The sequence below is a fragment of the Pseudomonas sp. IT-347P genome (genome assembly GCF_949768005.1).
Classification (GTDB): domain Bacteria; phylum Pseudomonadota; class Gammaproteobacteria; order Pseudomonadales; family Pseudomonadaceae; genus Aquipseudomonas.
This window is the reverse complement of sequence record NZ_CATKPQ010000033.1, coordinates 558,161-583,267: the sequence shown is the minus strand read 5'-3', so window position 1 is coordinate 583,267 and position 25,107 is coordinate 558,161. Positions and strand designations below refer to the sequence as shown.

Genomic DNA, 25,107 nt, shown 5'->3' with positions numbered 1-25,107 from the left:
GGTGTTCACAAATTTTGTGTTCACTGGAGATCTACTGTGGGAGCGGGCTTGCTCGCGAAGGGGCCCTGATATCCAGCACAAATTCCTCTGCTGCACAGTAAATCCCCCTACACCCCCTCTTCACTTGATCCTACCCCCACGCAGGCCTACTCTAGACCTCGCGCAACCGTTTCACCCCCCTCCCCGCCGTTGCTCTACCGCTTCCCCCTGACAAGGAGGTTCCCGAATGTTCGATTTCCACCCCCAGCTCAAGCAGCGCTTCGCTGCCTTGCGCACGGGCGCTGAGTTTTTTTCCCTGCGGTATGTACGCGAGTCCGGCCAGTACCTGTCGGTACGCAAGAATGTCGCCGAGCCGCCGAGCCTGAGCCGTGACGAAGGCGCGATGCTCACCGTGCGCGTCAACGGTGTCGAGGCCTACGCCGCAACCAACGACCTGTCGCAACAGGGCCTGCAAGCCGCCCTTGAACGCGCCGAACACCAAGCCCGCCGCCTCAAGCCGCACGCCTTGCTCGATCTGCGTGATCAGCCGGTATCCAGTGATCGCGCTGATTACTTTTCGCCCAATCTCGAACAAGCCTTCCCGTCCCTGAGCGAAATTTTCGAACTGCTCGGCGCGGAATCCGCCTCGGTGCCCAAGGATGAGCGCCTGGTGAACTGGCAAGTGAGCATTGGCATCACCCACGTCGAACAGATCTACCTGAGCAGCGCCGGGGCTGAATTGCGCCAGGCCCAGCGCTTCGTCTACCCGGGCCTCGACGTTACCGCCTATGACGGCAACGACAGCCAGACCCGCACCCTCGGTCGCGAGAACTTCGGCCAACAGGGCGGCGCTGACGTGATCAGCCGCTGCGGTTTGATCGGTGCCGGCCCGCAAGTCGCTGATCAAGCGCTGCAGTTGCTGCTCGCGCCGAACACCCCGCAAGGCCCGCGCGATCTGCTATTGATGCCGGACCAGATGATGCTGCAGATCCACGAATCGATCGGCCACCCGCTGGAACTCGACCGCATCCTCGGTGACGAACGCAACTACGCCGGCACCAGCTTCGTCAAAGCCAGCGACTTCGGCAGCCTGCAATACGGCTCCAAACTGCTGAACGTGACCTTCGATCCGGGCATTCCCGAAGAACTCGCCAGTTATGGCCACGATGACGACGGCAGCAAAGCGAGCAAACAATTCCTGATCCGCGACGGTTTGCTGCTGCGTCCACTGGGCGGTGCGCTGTCGCAATTCCGCGCCGGTCTCGACGGGGTCGCCAACAGCCGCGCCTGTGGCTGGAACCGTCCACCGATCGACCGCATGGCCAACCTCAATATCGAACCGGGCGACCAGCCGCTTGAGCAGTTGATCAAAGGCATCGAGCACGGCATTTTGATGAGCACCAATCGCTCATGGTCGATCGACGATGCGCGCAACAAATTCCAGTTCGGCTGTGAATGGGGCCAGTTGATCGAAAACGGTGAACTGAAAGGCGTGGTGAAAAATCCGAACTACCGGGCGATTTCCGCGCACTTCTGGAAAAGCCTGCGCGCCGTCGGCGACGCCAACACCGTCAAGGTGCTAGGCACACCGCACTGCGGCAAGGGCGAACCGAACCAGGTGATCCGCGTCGGCCACGCTTCGCCGGCCTGCGTATTCAGTAACGTTGATGTGTTTGGGGGAGACGCCTGATGAGCATTTCGAAGAGTCAGTCCGACGCCTTCAAGGTCATGGTCAATTGGCTGCGCGATAGCGTGCGCGGGCCGGAACAATTCACCCTCAGCTACGCCGCCGAATCTTCGGCGTTCGTGCGTTTCAATCACGCCAAGGTGCGTCAGGCCGGGCAAGTGCAGCAGGCCAACATCGTCCTGAAACTGATCAACGACGGTCGCCACGCCGACCTGCAGGTGACCCTGTCCGGTGATCAGGAAGCCGATTTGCAACGGCTTGCCGAAGGTCTGCAACAACTGCGCGAAACCCTGCCGCTGCTGCCGCAGGACCCGTATCTGTTGCTCAACCACACGGGCTGGCAGAGCAAGAATGTGCAGGAGCATCCACTGCCGGACACTGAACAGGTTGTCGATGAAATCTGCGCCGCCGCTGAAGGTCTGGACCTGGTGGGTTTCTATGCGGCCGGCCCGATCAGCCGTGGTTTCGCCAGTTCTGCGGGGGCGTTTGGCTGGCATCAGGCCAACAGCTTCAACTTCGATTTCAGCCTGTTCCACGAGAACGGTGAAGCGGTGAAAGCCAGCTACGCCGGGCATGACTGGAGCAGCGAAGGTTTCGCCAAGCGCTTTGCTCAGGCCCGCGAGCAACTGGAGTTTCTCGGTCGACCGCTGCGCACCCTGGCACCGGGGCAATACCGTGCGTACCTGGCCCCGGCGGCGCTGGAAGAAATCATGGGCATGTTGAGCTGGGGCGGTTTCTCGGCGCAGTCGATCGCCAGCAAGAGCAGCCCGCTGCAAAAACTGTATGTCGGCGATCAGGCGTTCAGTCCGCTGGTGTCACTGGACGAGAAAGTCAGCGAATCGTTAAGCCCGGCGTTCTCCGGCGAGGGTTATCCGCGCAGCGATCTGCGCCTGATCGTCGAAGGCAAGGCGGGCGATCAACTGGTCGGCTCGCGCAGTGCCGCCGAATACGGTTTGACCGCCAACGGCGCCGGCGGCGGTGAAATGCCGAGTGCGTTGAACATGGCAGCGGGTGATCTGTCGCAAGCAGAGATCCTCAAGCAGTTGGGTACCGGGCTGTACATCAGCAACCTGTGGTACCTGAACTACTCGGATCAACCGGCGGCGCGCATGACCGGCATGACCCGCTTCGCCACCTTCTGGGTCGAGAACGGCGAGATCCAGGCGCCGGTCAGCACCATGCGTTTCGACGACAGCGCCTACAGCCTGCTTGGTTCGCAACTGGAAGCGTTGACCGCCGAGCGTGAGTTGCTGCTGTCGGCGAGTACCTATAGCCAGCGCAATACCTCGTCGGCGTTGCTGCCGGGGGCCCTGGTCAGCCGACTTACGCTGACCCTGTAAGACAAATATCTCCAGAACAATGGAGATCTAGTGTGGGAGCGGGCTTGCTCGCGAAAGCGGTGCATCAGTCACCATCAATATCGACTGACACATTGCATCCGCGAGCAAGCCCGCTCCCACCCAAAGCTTGACCGCGCTCAACAATGGATATGCATTAACCCCAACCACAAGAGGTTCCATGCCCAACCGCCCGCCTCTCGACGCCATCACCGCACGCTGGTTGCCGTGGGTCGTCGCCATTGCCTTCTTCATGCAGTCCCTCGACGGGACCATCCTCAACACCGCCCTGCCCGCCATGGCCCGCGATCTGGCCGAAGACCCCTTGCGCATGCAAGGCGTGATCATCGCCTACATGCTCACCGTGGCTTTGCTGATTCCGGCTTCGGGCTGGATCGCCGACCGCTTCGGCACCAAGAAAATCTTCTTCGGCGCGATTCTGTTGTTCAGCTTCGGCTCGCTGCTTTGCGCCTTGTCGAGCAGCCTGAGCATGCTGGTCGGCGCGCGGGTGATTCAGGGCCTTGGCGGTGCGCTGATGCTGCCGGTCGGTCGCCTCGTCGTATTACGCGCCTATCCGCGATCCGAACTGGTACGGATCATGGGTTTCATCACCATCCCCGGTCTGCTCGGCCCGCTGATCGGCCCGACCATGGGCGGCTGGATGGTCGAGTACCTGACCTGGCATTGGATCTTCCTGATCAACCTGCCGGTCGGCGTGATCGGTTGCTATGCGGTGTGGAAATTCATTCCCGACCTGCGCGGCACCGAGCGCACGCGTTTCGATAGCTTGGGTTTCCTGCTATTCGGCGCGGCGATGATCCTGATCACCATCGCCATGGAAGGCCTCGGCGAACTGCACTTGCCGCACCTGCGGGTGATGTTGCTGCTGTTCGCCGGCCTGGCCTGTCTGGCGGCGTACTGGTTGCGCGCCGGGCACATCGAAAACCCGCTGTTCGCGCCGTCACTGTTCAAAACCCGCACGTTCGCCGTCGGCATTCTCGGCAACCTGTTTGCCCGACTGGGCAGCGGCGCCTTGCCATTTCTGGTGCCGTTGCTGCTGCAAGTGGCGCTGGGTTATTCGCCGTCGCAAGCGGGGATGAGCATGCTGCCGCTGGCAGCGGCGGCGATGTTTGCCAAATGGATGGCGCGACCGCTGATCGAACGCTTCGGCTATCGCATCGTGCTGACCGGCAACACGCTGGCGCTGGGGATCATGCTGGCGAGCATGGGCCTGGTCAGCGAGCAGACGCCGTACTGGCTGCTGCTATGCCTGCTGGCAGTGCTGGGCGCGATCAACTCGCTGCAATTCACCGCGATGAACACCGTAACGCTGATTGATCTCGACGATGCAAGCGCCAGCAGCGGCAACAGCCTGCTCTCGGTGGTGGCGCAGTTGTCGCTGAGTCTAGGCGTCGCCTGCGCCGGTGCGTTGCTCGGCGGGTTTACCGCAGAGATTGGTAACGATGGTGTGGAAACCGTGCTCGGCGCGTTCCAGCTGACCTTCGTGACCGTCGGCATCATGGCGATGCTCGCCGCGACGATCTTCTCGCAGCTGTCGAAAGAAGACGGCCGGCGCGCCAAACGCCCGGAAGAACACATCGAACATTAACCACTGTTCGTCCAGAACTTTCGAAGAAAGTGGCACGGGGCTGCTACACTGCGCGACATTTTGTTTTGCAGGCCAGTCCCGTGACCACCATCGCCACCGCTTTTAATACTCTGCCGCTGTCCGCCGCCATGCTGGCTAACCTCGAATCCCTCGGTTATGCCCAGATGACGCCGATCCAGGCGCAGAGCTTGCCGGTGATCCTCAAGGGGATGGACCTGATCGCCCAGGCCAAGACCGGCAGCGGCAAGACCGCCGCGTTCGGCATCGGCCTGCTGAACCCGATCAACCCGCGCTACTTCGGTTGCCAGGCGCTGGTGATCTGCCCGACCCGTGAGCTGGCGGACCAGGTCGCCAAGGAAATCCGTCGTCTGGCCCGTGCCGAAGACAACATCAAAGTCCTGACCCTGTGCGGCGGCGTGTCGTTCGGCCCGCAGATCGCTTCGCTGGAGCACGGCGCGCACATCATCGTCGGCACCCCGGGCCGCATCCAGCAGCACCTGCGCAAAGGTTCGCTGGTCCTCGATGGCCTGAACACGCTGATCCTCGATGAAGCCGACCGCATGCTCGACATGGGTTTCTACGACGCCATCGAAGACATCATCGTCAAGACCCCGGAGCGTCGTCAGACCCTGCTGTTCTCCGCCACTTACCCGGTGGGCATCAAGCAACTGGCGTCGAAATTCATGCGTGACCCGCAAACGGTGAAAGCCGAAGCGTTCCACGATGACACGCAGATCGAGCAGCGTTTCTACGAGATCTCCCCGGAAGACCGCATGAGTGCAGTGACCAAAGTCCTGCACCACTTCCGCCCGGCGTCCTGCGTGGCGTTCTGCTTCACCAAGCAGCAGGTTCAGGAAACCGTCGATCACCTGACCGCCAAAGGCATTTCCGCCGTCGGCCTGCACGGCGATCTGGAACAGCGTGACCGCGATCAGGTGCTGGCGATGTTCGCCAACCGCAGCACTTCGGTACTGGTCGCCACCGACGTCGCCGCCCGCGGTCTGGACATCGATGCGCTGGACATGGTGATCAACGTCGAACTGGCGCGCGACTCGGAAATCCACATTCACCGCGTCGGGCGTACCGGTCGCGCTGGCGAGAAAGGTATTGCGATCAGCCTGGTGGCTCCGGGCGAAGCGCACCGTGCACAGGCCATCGAACAGTTGCAGAAATCGCCGCTGAACTGGGATCAGGTCGACAACCTCAAGTCCCAGGGCCTCGCCCCGCTGCAGCCGCCGATGACCACGCTGTGCATCGGCGCCGGGCGTAAAGACAAAGTGCGTCCGGGCGACATTCTGGGCGCCTTGACCGGTGATGCCGGCATTCCGGGTGCCCAGGTGGGCAAGATCGCGATCTTCGATTTTCAGGCTTATGTGGCCGTCGACCGCACCGTGGCCATGCAGGCCTTGCAGCGCCTGAACGACGGCAAGATCAAAGGCCGTTCGTTGCGCGTACGCATTTTGTAAACGATCTGCTGGCCGACAGAGATCACCTGTGGGAGCGGGCTTGCTCGCGAAGAGGAGTGTCAGACGACATCAATGTTGACTGACATACCGCCTTCGCGAGCAAGCCCGCTCCCACATTGGTCTTTGGTGAGTTTTGAATTCTTTGTGAGGACACCGTTTTGCGCTCTACCGAAGTCGTGATCATTGGCGCTGGCGCCGCTGGGTTGATGTGTGCACTGACCGCCGCCGGGCGCGGCCGTCAGGTGTTGCTGCTCGACCACGCGAACAAGGCCGGCAAGAAAATCCTGATGTCGGGCGGTGGCCGTTGCAATTTCACCAACATGTACACCGAACCGAGCAATTTCCTTTCGCAGAACCCGCACTTCTGCAAATCCGCACTCGCGCGCTACACCCAGTGGGATTTCATCGGCATGGTCGGCAAGCACGCCGTGCCGTACCACGAGAAAAAACTCGGCCAGTTGTTCTGCGATAACAAATCCAGCGACATCCTCGGCATGCTGCTCGACGAGTGCGATCAGGTCGGCGTCGAGTTGCATCTGGATACGTCGATTCAGACCATCGAGAAGGTCGAGAGCGGTTACCTGCTCGACACCACCCTCGGCCAGATTCAGTGCCAATCGCTGGTGATCGCTACCGGCGGATTGTCGATCCCGACGCTCGGCGCGACCGGTTTCGGCTATCAAGTGGCCAAACAGTTCGGCCATGAACTGCTACCAACCCGCGCCGGTCTGGTGCCATTCACCATCACCGATCAGCTCAAGGAACTGTGCACCGAGTTGTCGGGAACGTCGGTGGATTGTCTGGTCAGCTGCAACGACCAGAGCTTTCGCGAGAACATCCTGTTCACACACCGCGGCCTCAGCGGCCCGGCGATTTTGCAGATTTCCTCGTTCTGGGAATCAGGCGACACGGTGGAAATCAACCTGCTGCCGGATCACGACGCGGCGAGCTGGCTGCAACAGCAAGTGGCCGAGCGCCCGAACAGTGAATTGAAAACTTTGCTCGGTGAGATCTTCACCAAGAAAATGGCCAATCTGCTGGCGGACAACTGGTTCGTGTCCAAGCCGATGAAGCAGTACACCCATGCGGAGCTGGCGGAAATCGCCGAAAAGCTGGGCAGCTGGAAGGTTGTGCCGGCCGGGACTGAGGGTTATCGAACCGCTGAAGTAACACTCGGTGGCGTTGATACCCGCGAAGTCTCCTCCAAGACCATGGAATCACTGAAAAGCCCCGGCCTGTATTTCATCGGCGAAGTGCTCGACGTCACCGGCCACCTGGGCGGTTTCAACTTCCAGTGGGCTTGGGCCTCGGGCTACGCCGCCGCGCAGTACGTCTGACCAGACACAAATCAAAACTGTGGGAGCGGGCTTGCTCGCGAATGCGATCTATCAATCAACGATGATGTTGAATGACACTCCGCATTCGCGAGCAAGCCCGCTCCCACATTTGTTCTGTGTGATGCAGTAAGGAACACTTTTTGCTGTCAGATGTGATCGGCGCCATTGCGTCGGCGTCATTACTGGCTCAATTTAGCGGCATCGCCTCGGAAGGCCTTCGCACTTCATGTCCTCGACCTCGTTTCGTCAGTCTTTGCGGCGCCTGTGGGCGCTGGATAAATTCAGCTACAGCGTGCGGGTGTTCATCGCCCTGACCGGCAGCATGGCGCTGTGTTGGTATCAGGATGAAATGGGCCTGCTGATCCCGTTGTTCCTGGGGATTATCGCCAGCGCCCTGGCCGAAACCGACGACAGTTGGCAGGGCCGCCTCAACGCCCTCGCCGTGACGCTGGTGTGTTTCAGCATCGCCGCGCTGTCAGTGGAATTGCTCTTCCCTTACCCCATCGTGTTTGCCATTGCCCTGGCGCTGGCCAGCTTCGGCCTGACCATGCTCGGTGCGCTCGGCGAGCGTTATGGGGCGATTGCCTCGGCGACGTTGATCCTGTCGGTGTACACGATGATCGGCGTCGATCAGCGCGGTGGCGCGGTCACCGATTTCTGGCACGAACCGATGCTGCTGGTGGCCGGCGCAGCGTGGTACGGCTTGCTCTCGGTGCTGTGGCAGGCGCTGTTTTCCAACCAGCCGGTGCAGCAGAGCCTGGCGCGATTGTTCCGTGAACTGGGCTTTTACCTGAAGCTGAAATCATCGCTGTTCGAGCCGATCCGGCAGATGGACGTTGAAGCCCGGCGACTTGAACTGGCCCAGCAAAACGGCCGGGTGGTGGCGGCGCTGAACAGTGCCAAGGAAATCATCCTGCACCGCGTCGGCAACGGCCGCCCCGGCTCGAAAGTCAGTCGCTACCTGAAGCTGTACTTCCTTGCTCAAGACATCCACGAACGCGCCAGCTCCTCGCACTATCCGTACAACGCGCTGGCCGATGCGTTCTTCCACAGTGACGTGCTGTTCCGCTGCCAGCGCCTGTTACGCCAACAAGGCAAGGCCTGCCGTGCACTGGCCGAATCGATCCAGATGCGCCAGCCGTTCATTTACGACGCCAGTTTCGCCGAAGCCCTGAGCGATCTCGACGCCTCCCTCGAACATCTGCGTATCCAGAGCAACCCGGCGTGGCGCGGGTTGCTACGTTCGCTACGCGCGCTGGCGGCCAACCTCGGCACCCTCGACCGTTTGCTCAGCGACGCGAGCAACCCCGATGCCTTGGCTGACGCGACCGACAGCAGCCTGCTCGACCGTTCGCCGCGCAACCTCAAGGACGTCTGGATACGTCTGCGTACGCAACTGACACCGACCTCGCTGCTGTTCCGGCATGCCCTGCGCCTGCCTTTGGCGCTGAGTATCGGCTACGGCATGGTGCATTTGATTCACCCGTCGCAGGGTTACTGGATCATCCTCACCACCCTGTTTGTCTGCCAGCCGAACTACGGCGCGACGCGGCGCAAACTCGGTCAGCGGATTCTCGGCACCGCCATCGGCCTGACGGTGGCGTGGGCATTGTTCGATCTGTTCCCGAGTCCGCTGGTGCAATCGTGCTTTGCGATCGCCGCCGGGGTAGTGTTCTTTACCAACCGCACCACCCGCTACACCCTGGCGACGGCGGCGATCACCATCATGGTGCTGTTCTGCTTCAACCAGGTCGGTGACGGTTACGGACTGTTCCTGCCACGGCTGTTCGATACCTTGCTGGGCAGCCTGATTGCCGGTCTGACGGTATTCCTCTTCCTCCCGGACTGGCAGGGCCGACGCCTGAACAAAGTGCTGGCCAACACCCTGACCTGCAACAGCATCTACCTGCGCCAGATCATGCAGCAATACGCCGCTGGTAAAAGCGATGACCTCGCCTATCGTCTGGCCCGACGCAACGCGCACAACGCCGATGCCGCGCTGTCGACGACGCTGGCGAACATGCTCATGGAACCGGGGCATTTCCGTAAGGAAGCGGATGTCGGCTTCCGTTTTCTGGTGCTGTCACATACGTTGCTGAGCTATCTGTCAGGACTCGGCGCACACAGGGAAACCCAGTTACCCGCCGATGTGCGTGAACATTTGATTGATGGCGCCGGGGTGAAACTGGCGACAAGCATCGACGAAATCGCCCAAGGGCTGGCGAACAAACAGCCGGTGGCGATTCAGAGTGACGAAGAAGAAGCACTGGCCAATGAGCTGGAACAGATGCCGGATGAGATCGATGAGGGGCAGCGGTTGGTGCAGACGCAATTGGCGTTGATCTGCCGGCAGTTGGGGCCGTTGCGTACCTTGGCGGCGCACCTGATAAAGGACACCAGTGAGGTCAGTGCTGGCTGACAAGACGCCTTCGCGAGCAAGCTCACTCCCACATTTGTTCTGCGTCGGTCACGAATCCAATGTGGGAGCGAGCTTGCTCGCGAAGAGGCCATCAGCCACACAGAGGATTCTGGATCAGCCCTCACATCCCATGCTGGCGAAGCAACTTGTCATAACTCCCATCCGCCTTCATCGCCGCAATCGCCTTATCAAACCCCGCGACAATCTGCTCATGCTGCGGATTCTTCAGGCTCACCAGAATGTGCAGGCTGTTCTCACTCAACGGCTTGGGCAGAAACTCCACCGAATTGCGCACCTTGGCTGATTCCCGCGCCAGGTAATACTTCGCCACATACTCATCCTCCAGCGTCAGCTTGACCCGATCCGCCGCCAGCATGCGCACGGCCATGGCGAAGTTATGCACAGGGACTTTCTGCAACGCCGTGTCGGCATCGAACGGTGCCGAATAGGCGTAGCCGCGCACCACCGCAATCGGGTACGTGTGCAGTTGCTGCAGATTGGAGTAATCGAGCGGCGTGTCTTTACGTTTGAGAAAGCGAATGCGGTTGAGCAAATACTCCCCGGAAAACTGACCGAACCTGGTCCGCTCATCGTTGTACCAGGCGTTGACCAACACATCGTAACGCCCCTCGCCAATCCCCAGCAGCGCCCGCGCCCACGGCACCTGTTCATAACTGCTGGCGTAACCGGCCCGGGCCAGTGCGGTGCTGACAATATCGGTGGCCAGTCCGCCGTTGACCAGCGTGTCGTCGGTAAAGGGTGGCCAGATATCAAACACCAGCCGCAGCTTCTCCGCTGCAGCGATCTGAGCCAGCAAGAGCAGTCCGATCAAAGCAAAAGCTCGATGCAAACGCGGCATGCTTGAAAATCCTTAGCGGGCACTTCGCCCAGCACGTTTTCAGCCAAAACCCCAAGGCCCCTTACCGGCAAAACCCAGGCCCTAACATTAGCTCATTGCAGCCAGTGCACAGGGCTCTCCAGCAGATTACACAAAGTCGCCGAGGCTGCGAGGAAGGAATGATGGCATTTTGACCTTTGTCACAGACTCTTACGCCATAAAGACATCTTTGCCGCAGGCGCTTAGTATCGGGCGACACGTTCAAGGAATCGGCACATGACAATCGAGTGGGTCTGCAAACATCACAGTGATCTGGGCAAGGAACAGCTGTACGCGCTATTGAAGCTGCGCTCCGACGTGTTCGTGGTCGAACAGAAATGCGCCTACCCGGACCTCGACGGCCAGGATCTGGAAGGCGACACCTACCATCTGATGGGGTGGGAGAATGACCAGTTGATGGCGTACCTGCGGCTTCTGGATCCGGAATCCCAGGGCGGTGACGTGGTGATCGGCCGGGTGATAACCGCACCGCAAGGGCGCGGCAAAGGGCTGGGCCACGAAATGATGGAACAGGCGTTGAAACAGGCCGAGAAGCATTGGCCGCAAGTGCCGATCTATCTGTCAGCGCAGGCGCATTTGCAGGGGTATTACGGCAAGTACGGGTTCGTGGTGGCGGGCGAGGAATATCTGGAGGATGACATTCCGCATATCGGGATGCGTCGTTCTTAAGGGCCCTTTCGCGAGCAAGCCCGCTCCCACATTTGGAATGCATTCCCCTGTGGGAGCGGGCTTGCTCGCGAAGGCGTCAGCTCAGGCCAATAACTTTCAGGGATACTCCAGAACAGCCTTGATCTGCCGCAAATTGCGCTCGATCCACCCGCGATCAATCGCCCCCCAGTCACGAATCCGATAGCGCCCCGCATGATTGCGCGCGCCCTCTTCCTGCTCAAATTCACAGACGATATCCAGATCCGCCAACGCGGCAATCGTGTCCTGCGCCGTGCGTCGCGGCATGCCGGTCACTTCGGTCAGTGCCGGCACACTCGGCGCCAGACCGCTGTCGATCAGGTACGCCACATACAAGCGGCGGTAGAAACTGCTTTTGGTCTTGCTGACGTCCATCCACACCTTCCTGGTTGCCTACTGTTAAGCCTGCAGATCGCGCCACGTCAGGTACACGCGCAGGTCAAACTCGACCTGGTGATACCCCGGCAGCATGTGCTCGCACAATTTATAGAAGGCCTTGTTGTGATCCGATTCCTTGAAGTGCGCCAGTTCATGCACCACGATCATTTTCAGAAAGTCCGGCGCGGCATCCTTGAACAACGAGGCGATACGAATCTCTTTCTTGGCCTTGAGCTTGCCGCCCTGAACCCGTGAAACCGTGGTGTGCAAACCGAGGGCGCGGTGGGTCAGGTCGAGGCGGTTGTCGAACAGCACCTTGTCGATGGCCGGGGCGTTGCGCAGGAATTCCTGTTTCAGGTCCAGCGCGTAGCTGTACAAGGCCTTGTCGCTCTGCACGTCGTGCCGCCCCGAATAGCGCTGATTCAGGTATTCACCCAGACGCCCTTCAGCGATCAATTGGCGCACCTGATCCTGTAATTGCGCGGGATAGGCCTGGAGGTACTTCAACACAGTCATGGACGAGCGACACGGTTCGAAAAAGGTCCGCCAGTGTAGCGAATTCAACCGGCCAGCGCGCTCCAGTCAAACGGTTCGGCGAAGCTGACCGCATCCTCGGCCATCAATGGCCGCGCAACGAGGAAACCCTGCACATATTCACAGCCATGGGCTTGCAGCCATTGGTATTGCTCGATGGTTTCCACCCCTTCGGCAATCACCAGCAAGCCGTATTGTTTGCACAGACTGATCACCGTACTGACCAGTGAGGCGTCACGTTTGGATTCCGGCAAGCGCGCAATGAGATGGCGATCAAGCTTGAGCGTGTCCAGCTCCAGATCGCGCAGATGCGCCAGCGAACACGGCCCGGAACCGAAATCATCCAGCGCCACGCGCACGCCGAGATTGCGCAGCAAACGCAGCTGTTTGCGGGTTTCGTCGGGATTCTGCATCAGCGCTTCTTCGGTGACCTCGACCTCCAGTTGCCGAGGCTGCAAGGCGTGCCGCTCCATCACCTGGCGCAGCTCGGTGACCAGATTCGGCAGGCTGAACTGGGTGTTGCTCAAACTTACGCCGAGCACCAGGTCTTCGGCAAACAGGGTTTCCCAGGCTTTGCGCTGGCCGGCGCCACGATGATAAATCCAGCTGCCGAGGCGACTGATCAACCGCGCCTCTTCCAGCAGCGGCAAGAACAATCCCGGCGGCACATCGCCGACGCTCGGGTGCTGCCAGCGCAGCAAAGCTTCAAAACCACGAATCTGCCCCGTGTCGATGGCCACTTGCGGCTGATAGACCAGATTGAAATCGCGATTTTCGATGGCGGCACGCACGCTCTCTTCGAGCATCAGCCGCGAGCGCGCCCGACCATTCATTTCATGATCGTAGAAACGATATTGCTGACGTCCGGCGCGTTTGGCCTCGTACATGGCAATGTCAGAGGCGCGCAGCAAGCCGTCGAGGTTCGAGCCGCAATCCGGATAAGTGGCGATGCCGATGCTGGCGCCGAGAGCGATGTCCAACCCCTCAATCTGCTGACAGATCGACACCCGCTCAATGAGCTTTTCGGCAATCTTCGCCGCTTGCTCGGGAAACTCCAGATCCAGCAGCGCGGTGAATTCATCGCCGCCCATGCGCGCGAGAATGTCGAACGGTCGCAGGCACGCCTTCAGTTGCTCGGAGACCCAGCGCAACACCCGATCGCCGGCGTCGTGACCGAGGGAATCGTTGACCCGTTTGAAGCCGTCGAGATCCAGATAGAGCAACACCCAACTGCTGTCGCTGCGCTCGCCGCGCAGCAGCAGGTTTTCAACGGTCTGGTAAAACCCGCGACGATTGAGCAAACCGGTCAGCGGATCGGTCACCGCTTGAAACTCCAGTTGCTGGTGCAAGTGGCGCACCACCGACATGTCCAGCACGGTCACCACCATCGCGTGTTGTTCGGAGGGCAACGCCGCACAGGACAGGGCCACCGGCACTTGCTGGCCGGGCGCGGTGCGCAGCAAGGCATCGTGCAGTCTGAGGGTTTCGCCGCGTTGATAGCCGGCATAAAACTCGGAATCGGCCCACACCGGGATGTGCGGCTTCTGCAGATAATCGAGAAATTCCTTACCTTCCAGCTCCTTCACCGGCGCATTCAACAAACGTGAAATCGCCGGGTTGGCAAAACGGATCAAACCGTCCTCGCCCACCACCAATATTCCCTCGGCAGCGTTATCCAGCACCGAGGCATTGAAGGCGCGCGCCACTTCCAGATCATGACTCAGACGCTGCAACGCGCGGCGATTGCGCTGATGCTCCAGCAACGCCTGCACTTTGGGCTTGAGAATCTGCGGGTCGAACGGTTTGAACAGGTAATCCACCGCGCCACTGGCATAGCCCTTGATCACGGCGTCTTGTGATTGCTCGTTGGCGGTCAGAAAGATAATCGGCGTCAAGCGCGTGCGTTGGCTACCGCGCATCAGCCGCGCCACTTCAAAGCCGTCCATGCCCGGCATCTGCACATCCAGCAGCACCAGATCGACGTCATGGGAGAGCAGAATATTGAGCGCTTCGAAACCGGAGGCGGCGGTGAGGACGTGCCAATCCTGACGCTGCAGCAACGCGCGCATGCTGATCAGATTTTCAGGGTAATCATCAACGATCAAAAGGACAGAGTTGCCTTCACCTGGCGGGGGTTGCGCGCATTCCATGCTGCTTCTCTTGTCGGGACTTCAGGGCGATTCCGGTAAAACCGTACACACATCGAGCCTTCACTCTAGTCGTGGATCCGAAAAAGCAGAAGCTGTCATCAGGCCATCATTTAACCAAAGCGTGAGTTTGCCGACTAACGGTCAGCGCTGAAGCCCCCGGAAACCGGCACAGATGGCATTTCGACAGGATGTTGACGCCAATTACCTGCCAAACGGGCATTAACAAAAAATCCCTCTACGCTTATAAAGGCCGCCCCAAAAGGCGCGGGCTAGAGCTTCTGGTACCCGCGTTCAGGATGAACTGAGTGGAAGCACCGTTATGATCGATCTCGCAACCTGGAACCTCAGCGTTCCCGTTGGCAGTCCGCCCTACACCGTCGAAACCGAAAAACTGGTGAACGGCTTCAAGGATCAATACTTCCATTCCGATACCGGTACCTTGTTCTTCTGGTCACCGGTTACCGGGTCAAAAACCGAAAACGCCATTTATCCGCGCACCGAACTGCGCGAAACCTACAGCAACGGCACCCTGCGCAACTGGTACTACCCGGACGCCGACAACCTGCTGCGCGCGACCCTCACCGTCAACAAAGTGCCCAGCTCCGGCAAGATCGTCATCGGCCAGATTCACGCGTATGAAAGTCAGCGGCCGATGGTCAAACTCGAATACCAATACAAAGAAAAAACCCAGACCGGCAATCTGGTGATCAAAGTGCGCATGCACCCCGACGAAGCGGAAAGCCGCGTCATCACCCTCGCCACCGGAATCAAACTGGATCGCGAATTCAACTACCTCATCCACTTGAGCCCCGGCGGCGCGTTGGGTGTGAGTGCCGCGGGTTATCAGTGGGATTCACAGATCAGCGCGACGTGGCGTGACAAGCCGCTTTACTTCAAGGCTGGGGTTTATGTGCAGGACAACACGGGATACACCAGCGAAGGTGGCCAAGTGACCTTCTCCAAGCTCGATATCGATCACGACAAATAATCCGCGTCCTCCTGCAGGAGCGGCCGCAGGCCGCGATCTTTTGATCCTGTTTTTTGATGCTAAAAAGACAAAACCGAAAGATCGCAGCCTTCGGCAGCGCCTACCTTTAAACAGCGATGTTTAGATCTGTCAGCGGTTACTTCCGGATGCCTACGACAGCTTGCGTCGTTGCCTACCACTACGCCAGAATCCGCCGGCTTGTGCGCCTGGCGGGCCATCGGTAACTTGATTCGCGTCACTGATTTCCAGTGATCGGGTTTAGTAGCCCGTGGTTACGCGATGCGCATCAGCACCATCAGTCGGGCACAAGCCCGCGCTTGATGGCAGCTGTTCGCAGGGCGCCTTCGGGTGCGCCGGTCGCGTCTCCCCGGTCTACTAACCTGCGTTCAGCTGCCACCCCTTCGTTTAGTAGCGATCCGGTGTCGGCCCCATTTACCGGAGACGCAACATGATCAAATCAACGCCTCACCCGCCGGTCACCGACCCGGCCTCCCCTTACGAATCCCTCGATTCCAAAAAACTCAACGACGCCGCCGAGCGCGCCCTCGACCATTACCTCAAACCGTCCGCCTTCATCATGGCCAGCACACACAAACCCGAGCCCATGTACCTCGCCAACCCGAAGTACAACACCGAATCCCTGCTGGCCAACGCCAGCGAAACCCTGGGTTCAGCCAGCGAAATGCTCAACAACTTCGCCGCCATGCTCGACACCTCACACCGCAAGACCGCGCTAGGCATCGCGCAAGTGGTCATGCTCGGTGAATTGGCGGTGAATCAGGCGCTGGATCACGTTGAACTGAAGGAATAGTCGTCCACAAACAGCCCGCCTCACCGCGGGCTTCTTGAGCCAATTAGATTAAATGTTCCGCATACGCTACATTGACATCAAAATGTGACGGTAGCGCAACATGGATTATTCTCTTTTAATTACCCGTCTCGGCATTCAATTACGTGAAAAACGTATAAATCGTGGCCTGACGCAGGCGCAGCTCGCCGAGCTGGCGGGACTGACGCGATACAAAGTCATCGCGGTGGAGAAAGGCACCCTTTCTGTCGGCATGATCGCTTACGCGCGCGTTTTGGCTGCTTTGGACTGCGAACTCTCGGTGGTTCCAGCAACGATGCCTACCCTTGAAGAGCTTGGAGATTTATTCGAATGAAAGGGAAAAAAAGGGACAGACTTCTCTAATCTATTGATGGGCAGTCCGCGTTTCACAGAACGAAATTGAACACATCACGGTAATGCGGGTTTCACAACGCTCTAGAGGCGACCTGTGAAATAGTGCAGACGCTTACAAAAAAACTGACAAAAATAGATTTAATAATTCTTTGCCCCTTTTCACTGAAAAATTTACTAACTCGCCTCTCTCTTCTCTCGTATAGATCAGATTTATAAGTTTTCATGCCTTGTCAATCACAAAGCGTTATAAAAAGCTGTGATTTTTTACAGGTTACCGAAGCCATATTTACACTTATAGTTTCTAACGCCAACAAGTTATTGAATGGCAAGTTTTGAATTTATTTATCACTCTCCACTGGAAGGATCTCGAAATGGCCACAACAAAGATTGACAGCGTCACCGTCGTTGGCAACCAAGCTATTTTAAATGGAACGGGACCAGCCAATACTAAAATTTATGTAGCACAAAATTGATCAGGCGCGCATCTGGGACAAGGTGAAACTCGCGGTGATGGTCTATTCACAATTCCGACCATTCCCCTCTCTCCAGGCAACTACAACGCCGTAGTTAGCGAGATGGTCAACGGCTTAGTCAAGAATAACAACTGGTCTAATACAGCAATTTTCAAGATAACCTAACCTGAGCGTTTTGCTAAACAAGAAACCCGCCTCTCGGCGGGTTTTTCACAACGCAGGTAATCCTGCGAACGCTTAATTAACCTTAGCGTTCAACTCACCCTTCAGATAACGCTGATACATCGCTTCCAGCGAGATCGGTTTGATTTTCGAAGCATTACCGGCAGTACCGAACGCCTCATATCGAGCGATACACACGTCACGCATTGTTGCTTTAGGAAAGTTAAGCTGCAAACCCCCAGGCATGGCAGTAAAGAGTTATGGGTCTATCTGTTAGCTCACAATCTGATCCGAATGCTGATGGCACAATCAGCTCTGTTAGCTGACTGTTTACCTTGCGAACTGAGCTTCAAACACAGCCTTCAGCTATAGCTGGCGCTGCGACAATATGGCAGCCCCGAAGAAGCGGATGGCCTGTTGAATTTATTGATGCTGATTGCTCAGAGGAGCGTCGGAAATCGGCCTGGTCGTATCGAGCCGCAAGCCATAAAACGAATACCTCAAGCCTACCCCTTGCTGACCAATCCACGTCGGTCAGCAAGGGCAGATGTCAGAAAAAACGGGCACCCAAAACATGTTAAGTAAGTGCCATTCAAATCTGTCCCATTTTGTGGTCCCTTTTTGTGGTGCTCAAATAAATCTGTCGCCTCTTGTGCACCTCTTGCAACTGGAAGGGTGGCGGATGCCGGGACTTTTGGTGTTACGTCCTTAGTAGCAATTGATAAATAAATCGTCGCCTTTTTTCTACTAACCCCCCTTTTTCTATAGACCATATTGCGCAGATCGTTATTTCAAAAGCATATAAAAACCTGTCACTTATTACAGGTGACAGCGAATAATACTGAAAACTAATCTGTTCTCGCACCAACGGTTCCTTAGGTACAACTCAAAGGAACTGAATTCAATAATTTTCAGCGGAGGGCTTCAAATGTCCAATTCAAATATGAAAGGTATTTACAACTCGTTTCCGAAAGGCCATCAACTTGTAATCACTACCATGGATGAATCGACTGGTCGCTTTACAGGTACTTTTCTCACCGCTGCTGGCAAGGAAAACATCAGCGGCGGATTTCATTTTAACAACGCAGCCAAGAAAACTGATTTGAGCTTTTCAACATCCGACGCAAATTGGGCGTTCGAGGCTAAATACAACAACGATGGTCCAGACTTCGAGGAGTGGAACGGTCGGAAAAAAGAAAAATCCAACCCCGAGACCACTTCGCTATGGCCATTTTATAAGGACTTGTCGGGGGGTACTGCAGGACTGATAGTTAACGGAAATTTAATGTAGGCGAAATATCCAAACAGCTCAGCGAGTGCCGATACTGAGTTGACCATTCCTAATGCACTAAAAAACCGCCCGACGGCGGTTTTTTAGTGCATCTACAACTCGAAGGCTTAGTTAACCTTAGCGTTCAACTCACCCTTCAGATAACGCTGGTACATCGCTTCCAGCGAGATCGGTTTGATCTTCGAAGCATTGCCCGCGGTACCAAACGCTTCATAACGAGCAATACACACATCACGCATCGCCGTAACAGTCGCACCGAAGAATTTACGCGGGTCGAATTCGCTCGGGTTGGTGGCCATCAGGCGACGCATCGCACCAGTGGACGCCAGACGCAGGTCGGTGTCGATGTTGACCTTGCGCACGCCGTACTTGATGCCTTCAACGATTTCTTCAACCGGTACGCCGTAGGTTTCTTTGATGTCGCCGCCGTACTGGTTGATGATCGCCAGCCACTCTTGTGGAACGGACGACGAACCGTGCATTACCAGGTGGGTGTTCGGGATGCGTTTGTGGATTTCCTTGATGCGGTCGATCGCCAGCACGTCACCGGTAGGTGGCTTGGTGAACTTGTAGGCGCCGTGGCTGGTGCCGATGGCGATGGCCAGGGCATCGACCTGGGTGCGCTTGACGAAGTCAGCGGCTTCTTCCGGGTCGGTCAGCATCTGGCTGTGATCCAGAACGCCTTCGGCGCCGATGCCGTCTTCTTCACCGGCCATGCCGGTTTCCAGCGAACCCAGGCAGCCCAGCTCGCCTTCTACCGAAACGCCGCAGGCGTGAGCCATGGCCACGGTCTGTTGGGTAACGCGGACGTTGTAGTCGTAGTCGGTCGGGGTCTTGCCGTCTTCGCCCAGCGAACCGTCCATCATTACCGAGCTGAAGCCCAGTTGAATCGAACGCTGGCAGACGTCAGGGCTGGTGCCGTGGTCCTGGTGCATGCACACCGGGATGTGCGGGAATTCTTCGATCGCGGCCAGGATCAGGTGACGCAGGAATGGCGCGCCGGCGTATTTGCGGGCGCCGGCCGAAGCCTGAACGATCACCGGGGAGTCAGTCTTGTCAGCGGCTTCCATGATGGCGCGCATCTGCTCAAGGTTGTTGACGTTGAAGGCTGGAACGCCGTAGCCGAATTCGGCTGCGTGGTCCAACATCTGGCGCATGCTGATAAGTGCCATTGTGTGTGTCTCTCCCGGTTGAGGGTCGTTAATCGTGCCAGCCTGCCGGAGCGGCGGCGGCTATTCAAGTGATTGCAGATCGGGGGTTGAGGCCCGGTCTGGTGATTCGATAAAGCCAATTCTTCAGAACTGCGCAGAACCCTTGTAGGAGTGAGCCTGCTCGCGATAGCAATCTTTCAGTCAATATTGCAGCGACTGTCAGGCCGCTATCGCGAGCAGGCGAAGGCCTACATTGGGCCTGCGGTGTTGCAATTACTCGGCTTTGCAGCCGCGGCCAATCAAGTCATTGGTGGCGACCCAGTACACCAGGCCTTCGTCACCCTTGACGTGAAACGCCAGCATGCCGTCGCTGTACAACGTGCCCGAGGCGCCCGGCTCTTCTTTCAGGCGATAGACCTGATCACCGCCACCCAGTCGAACGTCGACTTCCTTCTGGCCAGCATCGGCGTAGCGCCAGAGCACTTTGGCCTGGCTGTCACAGGTCCAGGTGGTCCAGTTATCCGCCGGGGCGGACGACTGAAACAGGTTCAACTGCGCGCAACCACCCAACAATGCCAACGCCGCAATGACGATCAAGCCTTTCATCCGTGTTCCTCGACTGACGACGCACGCCGCCAGCCCTGAGTTAAAGAGTCAGACCCGTCAAGGACAACCATGTTCCTTGGCCGGGGTTTGCGTCTCGTATTTCTCCAGGCCGTCCGGTCCGGAACGCTTGTTCAGCACCGGGTTGGTTTCGGCCTGCCAGTCGGCCTGATAACAGCCCTTCTGCGACTCGCTCGGTGCCGGCGTGGCTTCGGCCTTCGGGTTACTCCCGCAGGCCGCCAGGGTACCGGTCAGCAACAACAGCGCTAACGACTTGACCATGTAAACACTCCTTTGCCTGGCCAAACAGGCGGCCTCAGGCCTTGGCCCGGCTTTCCAGGACTTCAACGGCTGGCAGCACTTTGCCTTCGACGAATTCGAGGAACGCGCCACCACCGGTGGAAATGTAGGAGATTTGCTCAGCCACGCCATATTTATCGATCGCGGCCAGGGTGTCGCCACCGCCAGCGATGGAGAACGCCGAGCTTTCAGCGATGGCCTGGGCCAGCACTTTGGTGCCGTTGCCGAACTGGTCGAATTCGAAGACGCCGACCGGACCGTTCCACAGAATGGTTTTCGACGACTTCAGCAGTTCGGCGAAGTTGGCTGCGGTTTGCGGGCCGATGTCCAGAATCATGTCGTCCGCAGCAACGTCAGCGATCAGCTTGACCGTGGCTTCGGCGGTTTCAGCGAATTCTTTGGCAACCACGACGTCGACCGGCAGTGGCACGCTGACTTTGGCAGCGATGGCGCGTGCGGTGTCGAGCAGGTCCGGCTCGTACAGCGATTTGCCAACCGGGTGACCGGCCGCCGCCAGGAAGGTGTTGGCGATGCCGCCGCCGACGATCAGTTGATCGCAGATCTGGCTCAGGCTGTTGAGCACGTCAAGTTTGGTCGAGACCTTGGAGCCAGCAACAATGGCCGCCATCGGCTTGGCCGGTGCGCCGAGGGCTTTGCCCAGCGCGTCCAGTTCAGCAGCCAGCAGCGGGCCTGCGGCAGCGACTTTGGCGAATTTGGCTACGCCGTGGGTCGAACCTTCGGCGCGGTGAGCGGTGCCGAAAGCGTCCATCACGAACACGTCACACAGGGCGGCGTATTGCTGGGCCAGTTCGTCAGCGTTCTTTTTCTCGCCTTTGTTGAAGCGCACGTTTTCGAACAGCACGATGTCGCCGGCCTTGACGTCAACGCCGCCCAGGTAATCAGCCACCAGCGGCACTTCGCGGCCCAGTGCTTTGCTCAGGTAGTCAGCGACTGGCTTGAGGCTGTTCTCGGCAGAGAACTCGCCTTCGGTCGGACGGCCAAGGTGCGAGCAGACCATCACGGCCGCACCTTTTTCCAGGGCCAGCTTGATGGTCGGCAGCGAAGCCAGGATACGCGCATCGCTGCTGACAACACCGTCCTTGACTGGGACGTTGAGGTCTTCGCGGATCAATACGCGCTTACCTTGCAGATCGAGGTCGGACATCTTCAACACGGTCATGGGTCGCACTTCCTACGGTTTTTTTGAAGTTGCTGTTTGCAGATAGTGTTCTGCAACGTCCAGCATTCGGTTGGCAAAACCCCATTCGTTGTCGAACCAGGCCAGGATGTTCACCAGCCTGGGGCCGGAAACACGGGTCTGACTGGCATCGACGATGGCCGAATGTGGGTCATGGTTGAAATCACAACTGGCGTGCGGCAGCTCGGTGTAAGCCAGCAAACCTTTGAGCGGGCCGTGGGTGGCGGCTTCGCGCAGGATCCGGTTGACCTCATTGGCGTCGGTCGCGGTGGCAGTCTGCATCGTGATGTCGAGGCAGGACACGTTGACCGTCGGCACGCGTACGGCTTTGGCCTGAATTCGCCCGGCAAGTTCCGGCAGCAGGCGCTCGATACCGCGCGCCAGACCGGTGGACACCGGGATCACCGACTGGAACGCCGAACGGGTGCGGCGCAGGTCTTCATGGTGATAGGCGTCGATCACCGGCTGATCGTTCATCGCCGAGTGAATCGTGGTGATCGACACGTAATCCAGGCCAATGGCCTTGTCGAGCAGGCGCAACAGCGGCACGCCGCAGTTGGTGGTGCAGGAGGCGTTGGACACCAGCAGTTCGTCGCCGGTCAGGCAGTCCTGATTGACGCCGTAAACGATGGTTGCGTCGACATCCGCCTCGCTGGCCATCGGCTGCGAGAACAACACGCGTGGCGCGCCGGCAGCGAGAAAGCGCTGGCCGTCTTCACGGGTGTTATAGGCACCAGAGCATTCAAGCACCAGATCGACGCCCAGCGACGCCCAATCAATGCCTTCGGGGGTGGCACTGCGCAGGACCTTCACGCAGTCGCCATTAATATGCAGACAGTCGCCTTCCACTCGCACTTCGCCCGGAAAACGGCCGTGGGTGGAGTCGAAGCGTGTCAGGTATTCGATGCTGGCCATGTCGGCCAGATCGTTGATCGCGACAATTTCAAACCCGGCCTTCTCGCCTCGCTCAAACAACGCACGCAAGACGCAACGACCAATCCGGCCGTAGCCGTTGAGTGCAACTTTGTAGGGACGCGGTTGAGGCATGGGGTTCTCGATTACCGTTTGAATCCGTTGTTGCAGTGGTGTCTGAGCCACCGATTTCGCGAGCAAGCCCGCTCCCACATTGGATCAGGGTTGTGAACACTGTTTGTGTCACACAACAAATCCCCCTGTGGGAGCGGGCTTGCTCGCGAAGGCGTCCGTCCAGACGACGCGACTCCTGGATCAGTCTTCCAGCAGCTCTTCAGCCTGACCCAGGATGTTTTCCAGGGTGAAGCCGAACTCTTCGAACAGTGCCGAAGCCGGTGCCGATTCGCCGTAGGTGGTCATGCCAATCACGCGACCTTCCAGACCCACGTACTTGAACCAGAAATCGGCGTGAGCCGCTTCGATCGCGATACGTGCGCTGACCTGCAACGGCAGAACCGATTGCTTGTAGCCCGCGTCCTGCGCGTCGAACACGCTGGTGCACGGCATGGACACCACACGCACCTTGCGACCTTGCTCGGTCAGTTTGTCGAAGGCCTGAACCGCCAGACCCACTTCCGAACCGGTGGCGATCAGGATCAGCTCAGGCTCGCCTGCGCAGTCCTTCAGCACGTAGCCGCCACGGCTGATGTCGGCAATCTGACCGGCATCGCGTTCCTGGTGCTGCAGGTTCTGGCGCGAGAAGATCAGCGCCGATGGGCCGTCCTTGCGCTCCAGAGCGTTTTTCCAGGCCACGGCCGATTCCACGGCATCGGCTGGACGCCAGGTGTCGAGGTTCGGTGTGGTGCGCAGGCTGGTCAGTTGCTCGATCGGCTGGTGCGTCGGGCCGTCTTCGCCCAGACCGATGGAGTCGTGGGTGTAGACATGGATAACGCGCTTCTTCATCAGAGCGGACATGCGCACTGCGTTACGGGCGTATTCCATGAACATCAGGAAGGTCGCGCCGTAAGGCACCAGACCGCCGTGCAGAGTCACGCCGTTCATGATCGCGGTCATGCCGAATTCGCGCACGCCGTAGTACATGTAATTGCCGCTGGCATCTTCAGCGCTGACGCCTTTGCAACCTTTCCACAGGGTCAGGTTGGAACCGGCCAGGTCAGCGGAGCCGCCGAGCAGTTCCGGCAGCAATGGGCCGAACGCGTTCAGGGTGTTCTGGCTGGCTTTACGGCTGGCGATGGTTTCGCCTTTGGCCGCGACTTCAGCGATGTACGCCGAAGCTTTTTCCGAGAAGTCGGCCGGCAGCTCGCCGCTCAGACGACGCACCAGTTCGTTGGCTTCGCTCGGGAACGCTGCAGAGTAGGCCGCGAAACGCTGATCCCATTCGGCTTCCACCGCACGACCTTTTTCCTTGGCATCCCACTCGGCATAGATGTCGGCCGGGATTTCGAACGGGCCGTAATTCCAGTTCAACGCCTGACGGGTCAGAGCGATTTCCGCGTCACCCAGCGGGGCGCCGTGGCAGTCTTCTTTGCCCTGCTTGTTCGGCGAACCGAAACCGATGGTGGTCTTGCAGCAGATCAAGGTCGGCTGAGCGCTCTTGCGCGCAGTTTCGATGGCGGTCTTGATCTCTTCCGGATCATGGCCGTCGACGTTGCGGATTACCTGCCAGTTATAGGCTTCGAAACGCTTAGGGGTGTCATCGGTGAACCAGCCTTCGACTTCGCCGTCGATGGAGATGCCGTTGTCATCGTAGAAAGCGATCAGCTTGCCCAGGCCCAGAGTACCGGCCAGGGAAGCGACTTCGTGGGAAATGCCTTCCATCATGCAGCCATCACCCAGGAACACGTAGGTGTGGTGGTCAACGATGTCGTGGCCAGGACGGTTGAACTGCGCGCCCAGGACTTTTTCTGCCAGGGCGAAACCGACGGCGTTGGCCAGACCCTGACCCAATGGGCCGGTAGTGGTTTCAACGCCCGGGGTGTAACCGAATTCCGGGTGGCCCGGGGTGCGGCTGTGCAATTGACGGAACTGCTTGAGGTCGTCGATCGACAGGTCGTAACCGGTCAGGTGCAGCAGCGAGTAGATCAACATCGAGCCGTGGCCGTTGGACAGCACGAAGCGGTCACGGTCGGCGAACGATGGATTGCTCGGGTTGTGCTTGAGGTAGTCGCGCCAAAGCACTTCGGCGATATCTGCCATACCCATAGGGGCACCGGGATGGCCGCTGTTGGCTTTTTGCACGGCATCCATGCTGAGGGCACGAATGGCGTTGGCACGCTCACGACGGCTAGGCATCGCTGATCTCCTGGGTGTGAATAGACTGAAACGGAAAAAAGGAGGGCATTTT

Annotated in this window: 21 protein-coding genes and 2 pseudogenes; 12 read left to right on the top strand and 11 right to left on the bottom strand. The window is 58.6% G+C overall.

Annotated elements, in window-relative coordinates:
- Positions 1-226: 226 nt before the first annotated feature.
- The 6 genes from ACM6IV_RS15500 to yccS all read left to right on the top strand — a co-directional run bounded on the left by ACM6IV_RS15500 (position 227) and on the right by yccS (position 9,834).
- A complete protein-coding gene (locus ACM6IV_RS15500) occupies positions 227-1,669 on the top strand; it encodes a TldD/PmbA family protein (protein WP_414870650.1) in 1,443 nt (480 codons plus the stop codon).
- Positions 1,669-3,006, top strand: a complete 1,338-nt coding sequence (locus ACM6IV_RS15495) for a TldD/PmbA family protein (protein WP_414870649.1) — start codon at positions 1,669-1,671, stop codon at positions 3,004-3,006. Before ACM6IV_RS15500 ends, ACM6IV_RS15495 begins: the two co-directional genes overlap by 1 nt.
- Positions 3,007-3,184: 178 nt before the next feature.
- Positions 3,185-4,612, top strand: coding sequence for a multidrug transporter subunit MdtD (gene mdtD, locus ACM6IV_RS15490; protein WP_414870648.1), 1,428 nt, complete (start codon positions 3,185-3,187; stop codon positions 4,610-4,612).
- A 128-nt stretch (positions 4,613-4,740) separates the two neighbouring features.
- Positions 4,741-6,078, top strand: a complete 1,338-nt coding sequence (gene dbpA / locus ACM6IV_RS15485) for an ATP-dependent RNA helicase DbpA (RefSeq protein ID WP_230669476.1) — start codon at positions 4,741-4,743, stop codon at positions 6,076-6,078.
- A gap of 158 nt (positions 6,079-6,236) precedes the next feature.
- Positions 6,237-7,415: an NAD(P)/FAD-dependent oxidoreductase gene (locus ACM6IV_RS15480; RefSeq protein WP_414870647.1), complete on the top strand. Its 1,179-nt coding sequence runs from the start codon at positions 6,237-6,239 to the stop codon at positions 7,413-7,415.
- 226 nt (positions 7,416-7,641) lie between these two features.
- On the top strand, positions 7,642-9,834 hold the full coding sequence (gene yccS, locus ACM6IV_RS15475) for a YccS family putative transporter (RefSeq protein ID WP_414870646.1): 2,193 nt from the start codon (positions 7,642-7,644) through the stop codon (positions 9,832-9,834).
- Between the two features lie 121 nt (positions 9,835-9,955).
- Here the strand turns inward: yccS and ACM6IV_RS15470 are convergent, their stop codons facing one another.
- Entirely contained in the window at positions 9,956-10,693 is a 738-nt protein-coding gene (locus ACM6IV_RS15470; RefSeq protein WP_414870645.1) for a substrate-binding periplasmic protein, read from the bottom strand.
- Positions 10,694-10,948: 255 nt separating this feature from the next.
- On the opposite strand from ACM6IV_RS15470, the gene ACM6IV_RS15465 reads away from it, so the two are divergent.
- Positions 10,949-11,401 carry a GNAT family N-acetyltransferase gene (locus ACM6IV_RS15465; protein ID WP_414870644.1) on the top strand — a complete coding sequence of 151 codons (453 nt, stop codon included), beginning with the start codon at positions 10,949-10,951 and terminating at the stop codon, positions 11,399-11,401.
- Between the two features lie 96 nt (positions 11,402-11,497).
- Here the strand turns inward: ACM6IV_RS15465 and ACM6IV_RS15460 are convergent, their stop codons facing one another.
- The 3 genes from ACM6IV_RS15460 to ACM6IV_RS15450 are packed head-to-tail and all read right to left on the bottom strand — an operon-like array spanning position 11,498 to position 14,481.
- On the bottom strand, positions 11,498-11,794 hold the full coding sequence (locus tag ACM6IV_RS15460; protein ID WP_134787524.1) for a winged helix-turn-helix domain-containing protein: 297 nt from the start codon (positions 11,792-11,794) through the stop codon (positions 11,498-11,500).
- A gap of 24 nt (positions 11,795-11,818) precedes the next feature.
- Entirely contained in the window at positions 11,819-12,313 is a 495-nt protein-coding gene (locus tag ACM6IV_RS15455; protein WP_414870643.1) for a M48 family metallopeptidase, read from the bottom strand.
- 44 nt (positions 12,314-12,357) lie between these two features.
- Positions 12,358-14,481, bottom strand: a complete 2,124-nt coding sequence (locus ACM6IV_RS15450) for a putative bifunctional diguanylate cyclase/phosphodiesterase (RefSeq protein ID WP_414870642.1) — start codon at positions 14,479-14,481, stop codon at positions 12,358-12,360.
- A 319-nt stretch (positions 14,482-14,800) separates the two neighbouring features.
- Between ACM6IV_RS15450 and ACM6IV_RS15445 the strand changes: the two genes are divergently transcribed.
- From ACM6IV_RS15445 to ACM6IV_RS15435, 3 genes are all read left to right on the top strand, one after another.
- On the top strand, positions 14,801-15,469 hold the full coding sequence (locus ACM6IV_RS15445; RefSeq protein ID WP_414870641.1) for a polysaccharide lyase family 7 protein: 669 nt from the start codon (positions 14,801-14,803) through the stop codon (positions 15,467-15,469).
- A gap of 448 nt (positions 15,470-15,917) precedes the next feature.
- A complete protein-coding gene (locus tag ACM6IV_RS15440; protein WP_414870640.1) occupies positions 15,918-16,280 on the top strand; it encodes a DUF6124 family protein in 363 nt (120 codons plus the stop codon).
- Between the two features lie 100 nt (positions 16,281-16,380).
- Positions 16,381-16,632: a helix-turn-helix domain-containing protein gene (locus tag ACM6IV_RS15435; RefSeq protein ID WP_186616169.1), complete on the top strand. Its 252-nt coding sequence runs from the start codon at positions 16,381-16,383 to the stop codon at positions 16,630-16,632.
- Positions 16,633-17,362: 730 nt separating this feature from the next.
- Here the strand turns inward: ACM6IV_RS15435 and ACM6IV_RS15430 are convergent.
- Positions 17,363-17,494, bottom strand: a pseudogene (locus ACM6IV_RS15430) (fructose-1,6-bisphosphate aldolase); the annotation flags it as partial.
- Position 17,495: 1 nt separating this feature from the next.
- Between ACM6IV_RS15430 and ACM6IV_RS15425 the strand changes: the two are divergent.
- Both ACM6IV_RS15425 and ACM6IV_RS15420 read left to right on the top strand, forming a co-directional pair.
- Positions 17,496-17,872: pseudogene (locus ACM6IV_RS15425) on the top strand (IS4 family transposase); the annotation flags it as partial.
- Positions 17,873-18,215: 343 nt separating this feature from the next.
- Entirely contained in the window at positions 18,216-18,578 is a 363-nt protein-coding gene (locus tag ACM6IV_RS15420; RefSeq protein ID WP_414870639.1) for a hypothetical protein, read from the top strand.
- A gap of 107 nt (positions 18,579-18,685) precedes the next feature.
- Here ACM6IV_RS15420 and fba read toward each other — a convergent pair whose 3' ends face one another.
- The 6 genes from fba to tkt all read right to left on the bottom strand — a co-directional run bounded on the left by fba (position 18,686) and on the right by tkt (position 25,055).
- Positions 18,686-19,750, bottom strand: coding sequence for a class II fructose-bisphosphate aldolase (fba, locus tag ACM6IV_RS15415; protein ID WP_007913760.1), 1,065 nt, complete (start codon positions 19,748-19,750; stop codon positions 18,686-18,688).
- 252 nt (positions 19,751-20,002) lie between these two features.
- The gene (locus ACM6IV_RS15410; protein ID WP_414870638.1) at positions 20,003-20,335 is read right to left on the bottom strand and encodes an MliC family protein; all 333 of its coding nucleotides are present in this window, start codon (positions 20,333-20,335) and stop codon (positions 20,003-20,005) included.
- 57 nt (positions 20,336-20,392) lie between these two features.
- Positions 20,393-20,614 carry a hypothetical protein gene (locus tag ACM6IV_RS15405; RefSeq protein ID WP_064119176.1) on the bottom strand — a complete coding sequence of 74 codons (222 nt, stop codon included), beginning with the start codon at positions 20,612-20,614 and terminating at the stop codon, positions 20,393-20,395.
- A 34-nt stretch (positions 20,615-20,648) separates the two neighbouring features.
- Complete coding sequence (locus ACM6IV_RS15400; RefSeq protein ID WP_414870637.1) at positions 20,649-21,812, bottom strand: phosphoglycerate kinase; 1,164 nt, start codon at positions 21,810-21,812, stop codon at positions 20,649-20,651.
- A 12-nt stretch (positions 21,813-21,824) separates the two neighbouring features.
- Entirely contained in the window at positions 21,825-22,877 is a 1,053-nt protein-coding gene (epd, locus tag ACM6IV_RS15395; protein WP_414870636.1) for an erythrose-4-phosphate dehydrogenase, read from the bottom strand.
- Positions 22,878-23,057: 180 nt separating this feature from the next.
- Positions 23,058-25,055: a transketolase gene (gene tkt, locus ACM6IV_RS15390; protein ID WP_414870635.1), complete on the bottom strand. Its 1,998-nt coding sequence runs from the start codon at positions 25,053-25,055 to the stop codon at positions 23,058-23,060.
- Between the last annotated feature and the right edge of the window lie 52 nt (positions 25,056-25,107).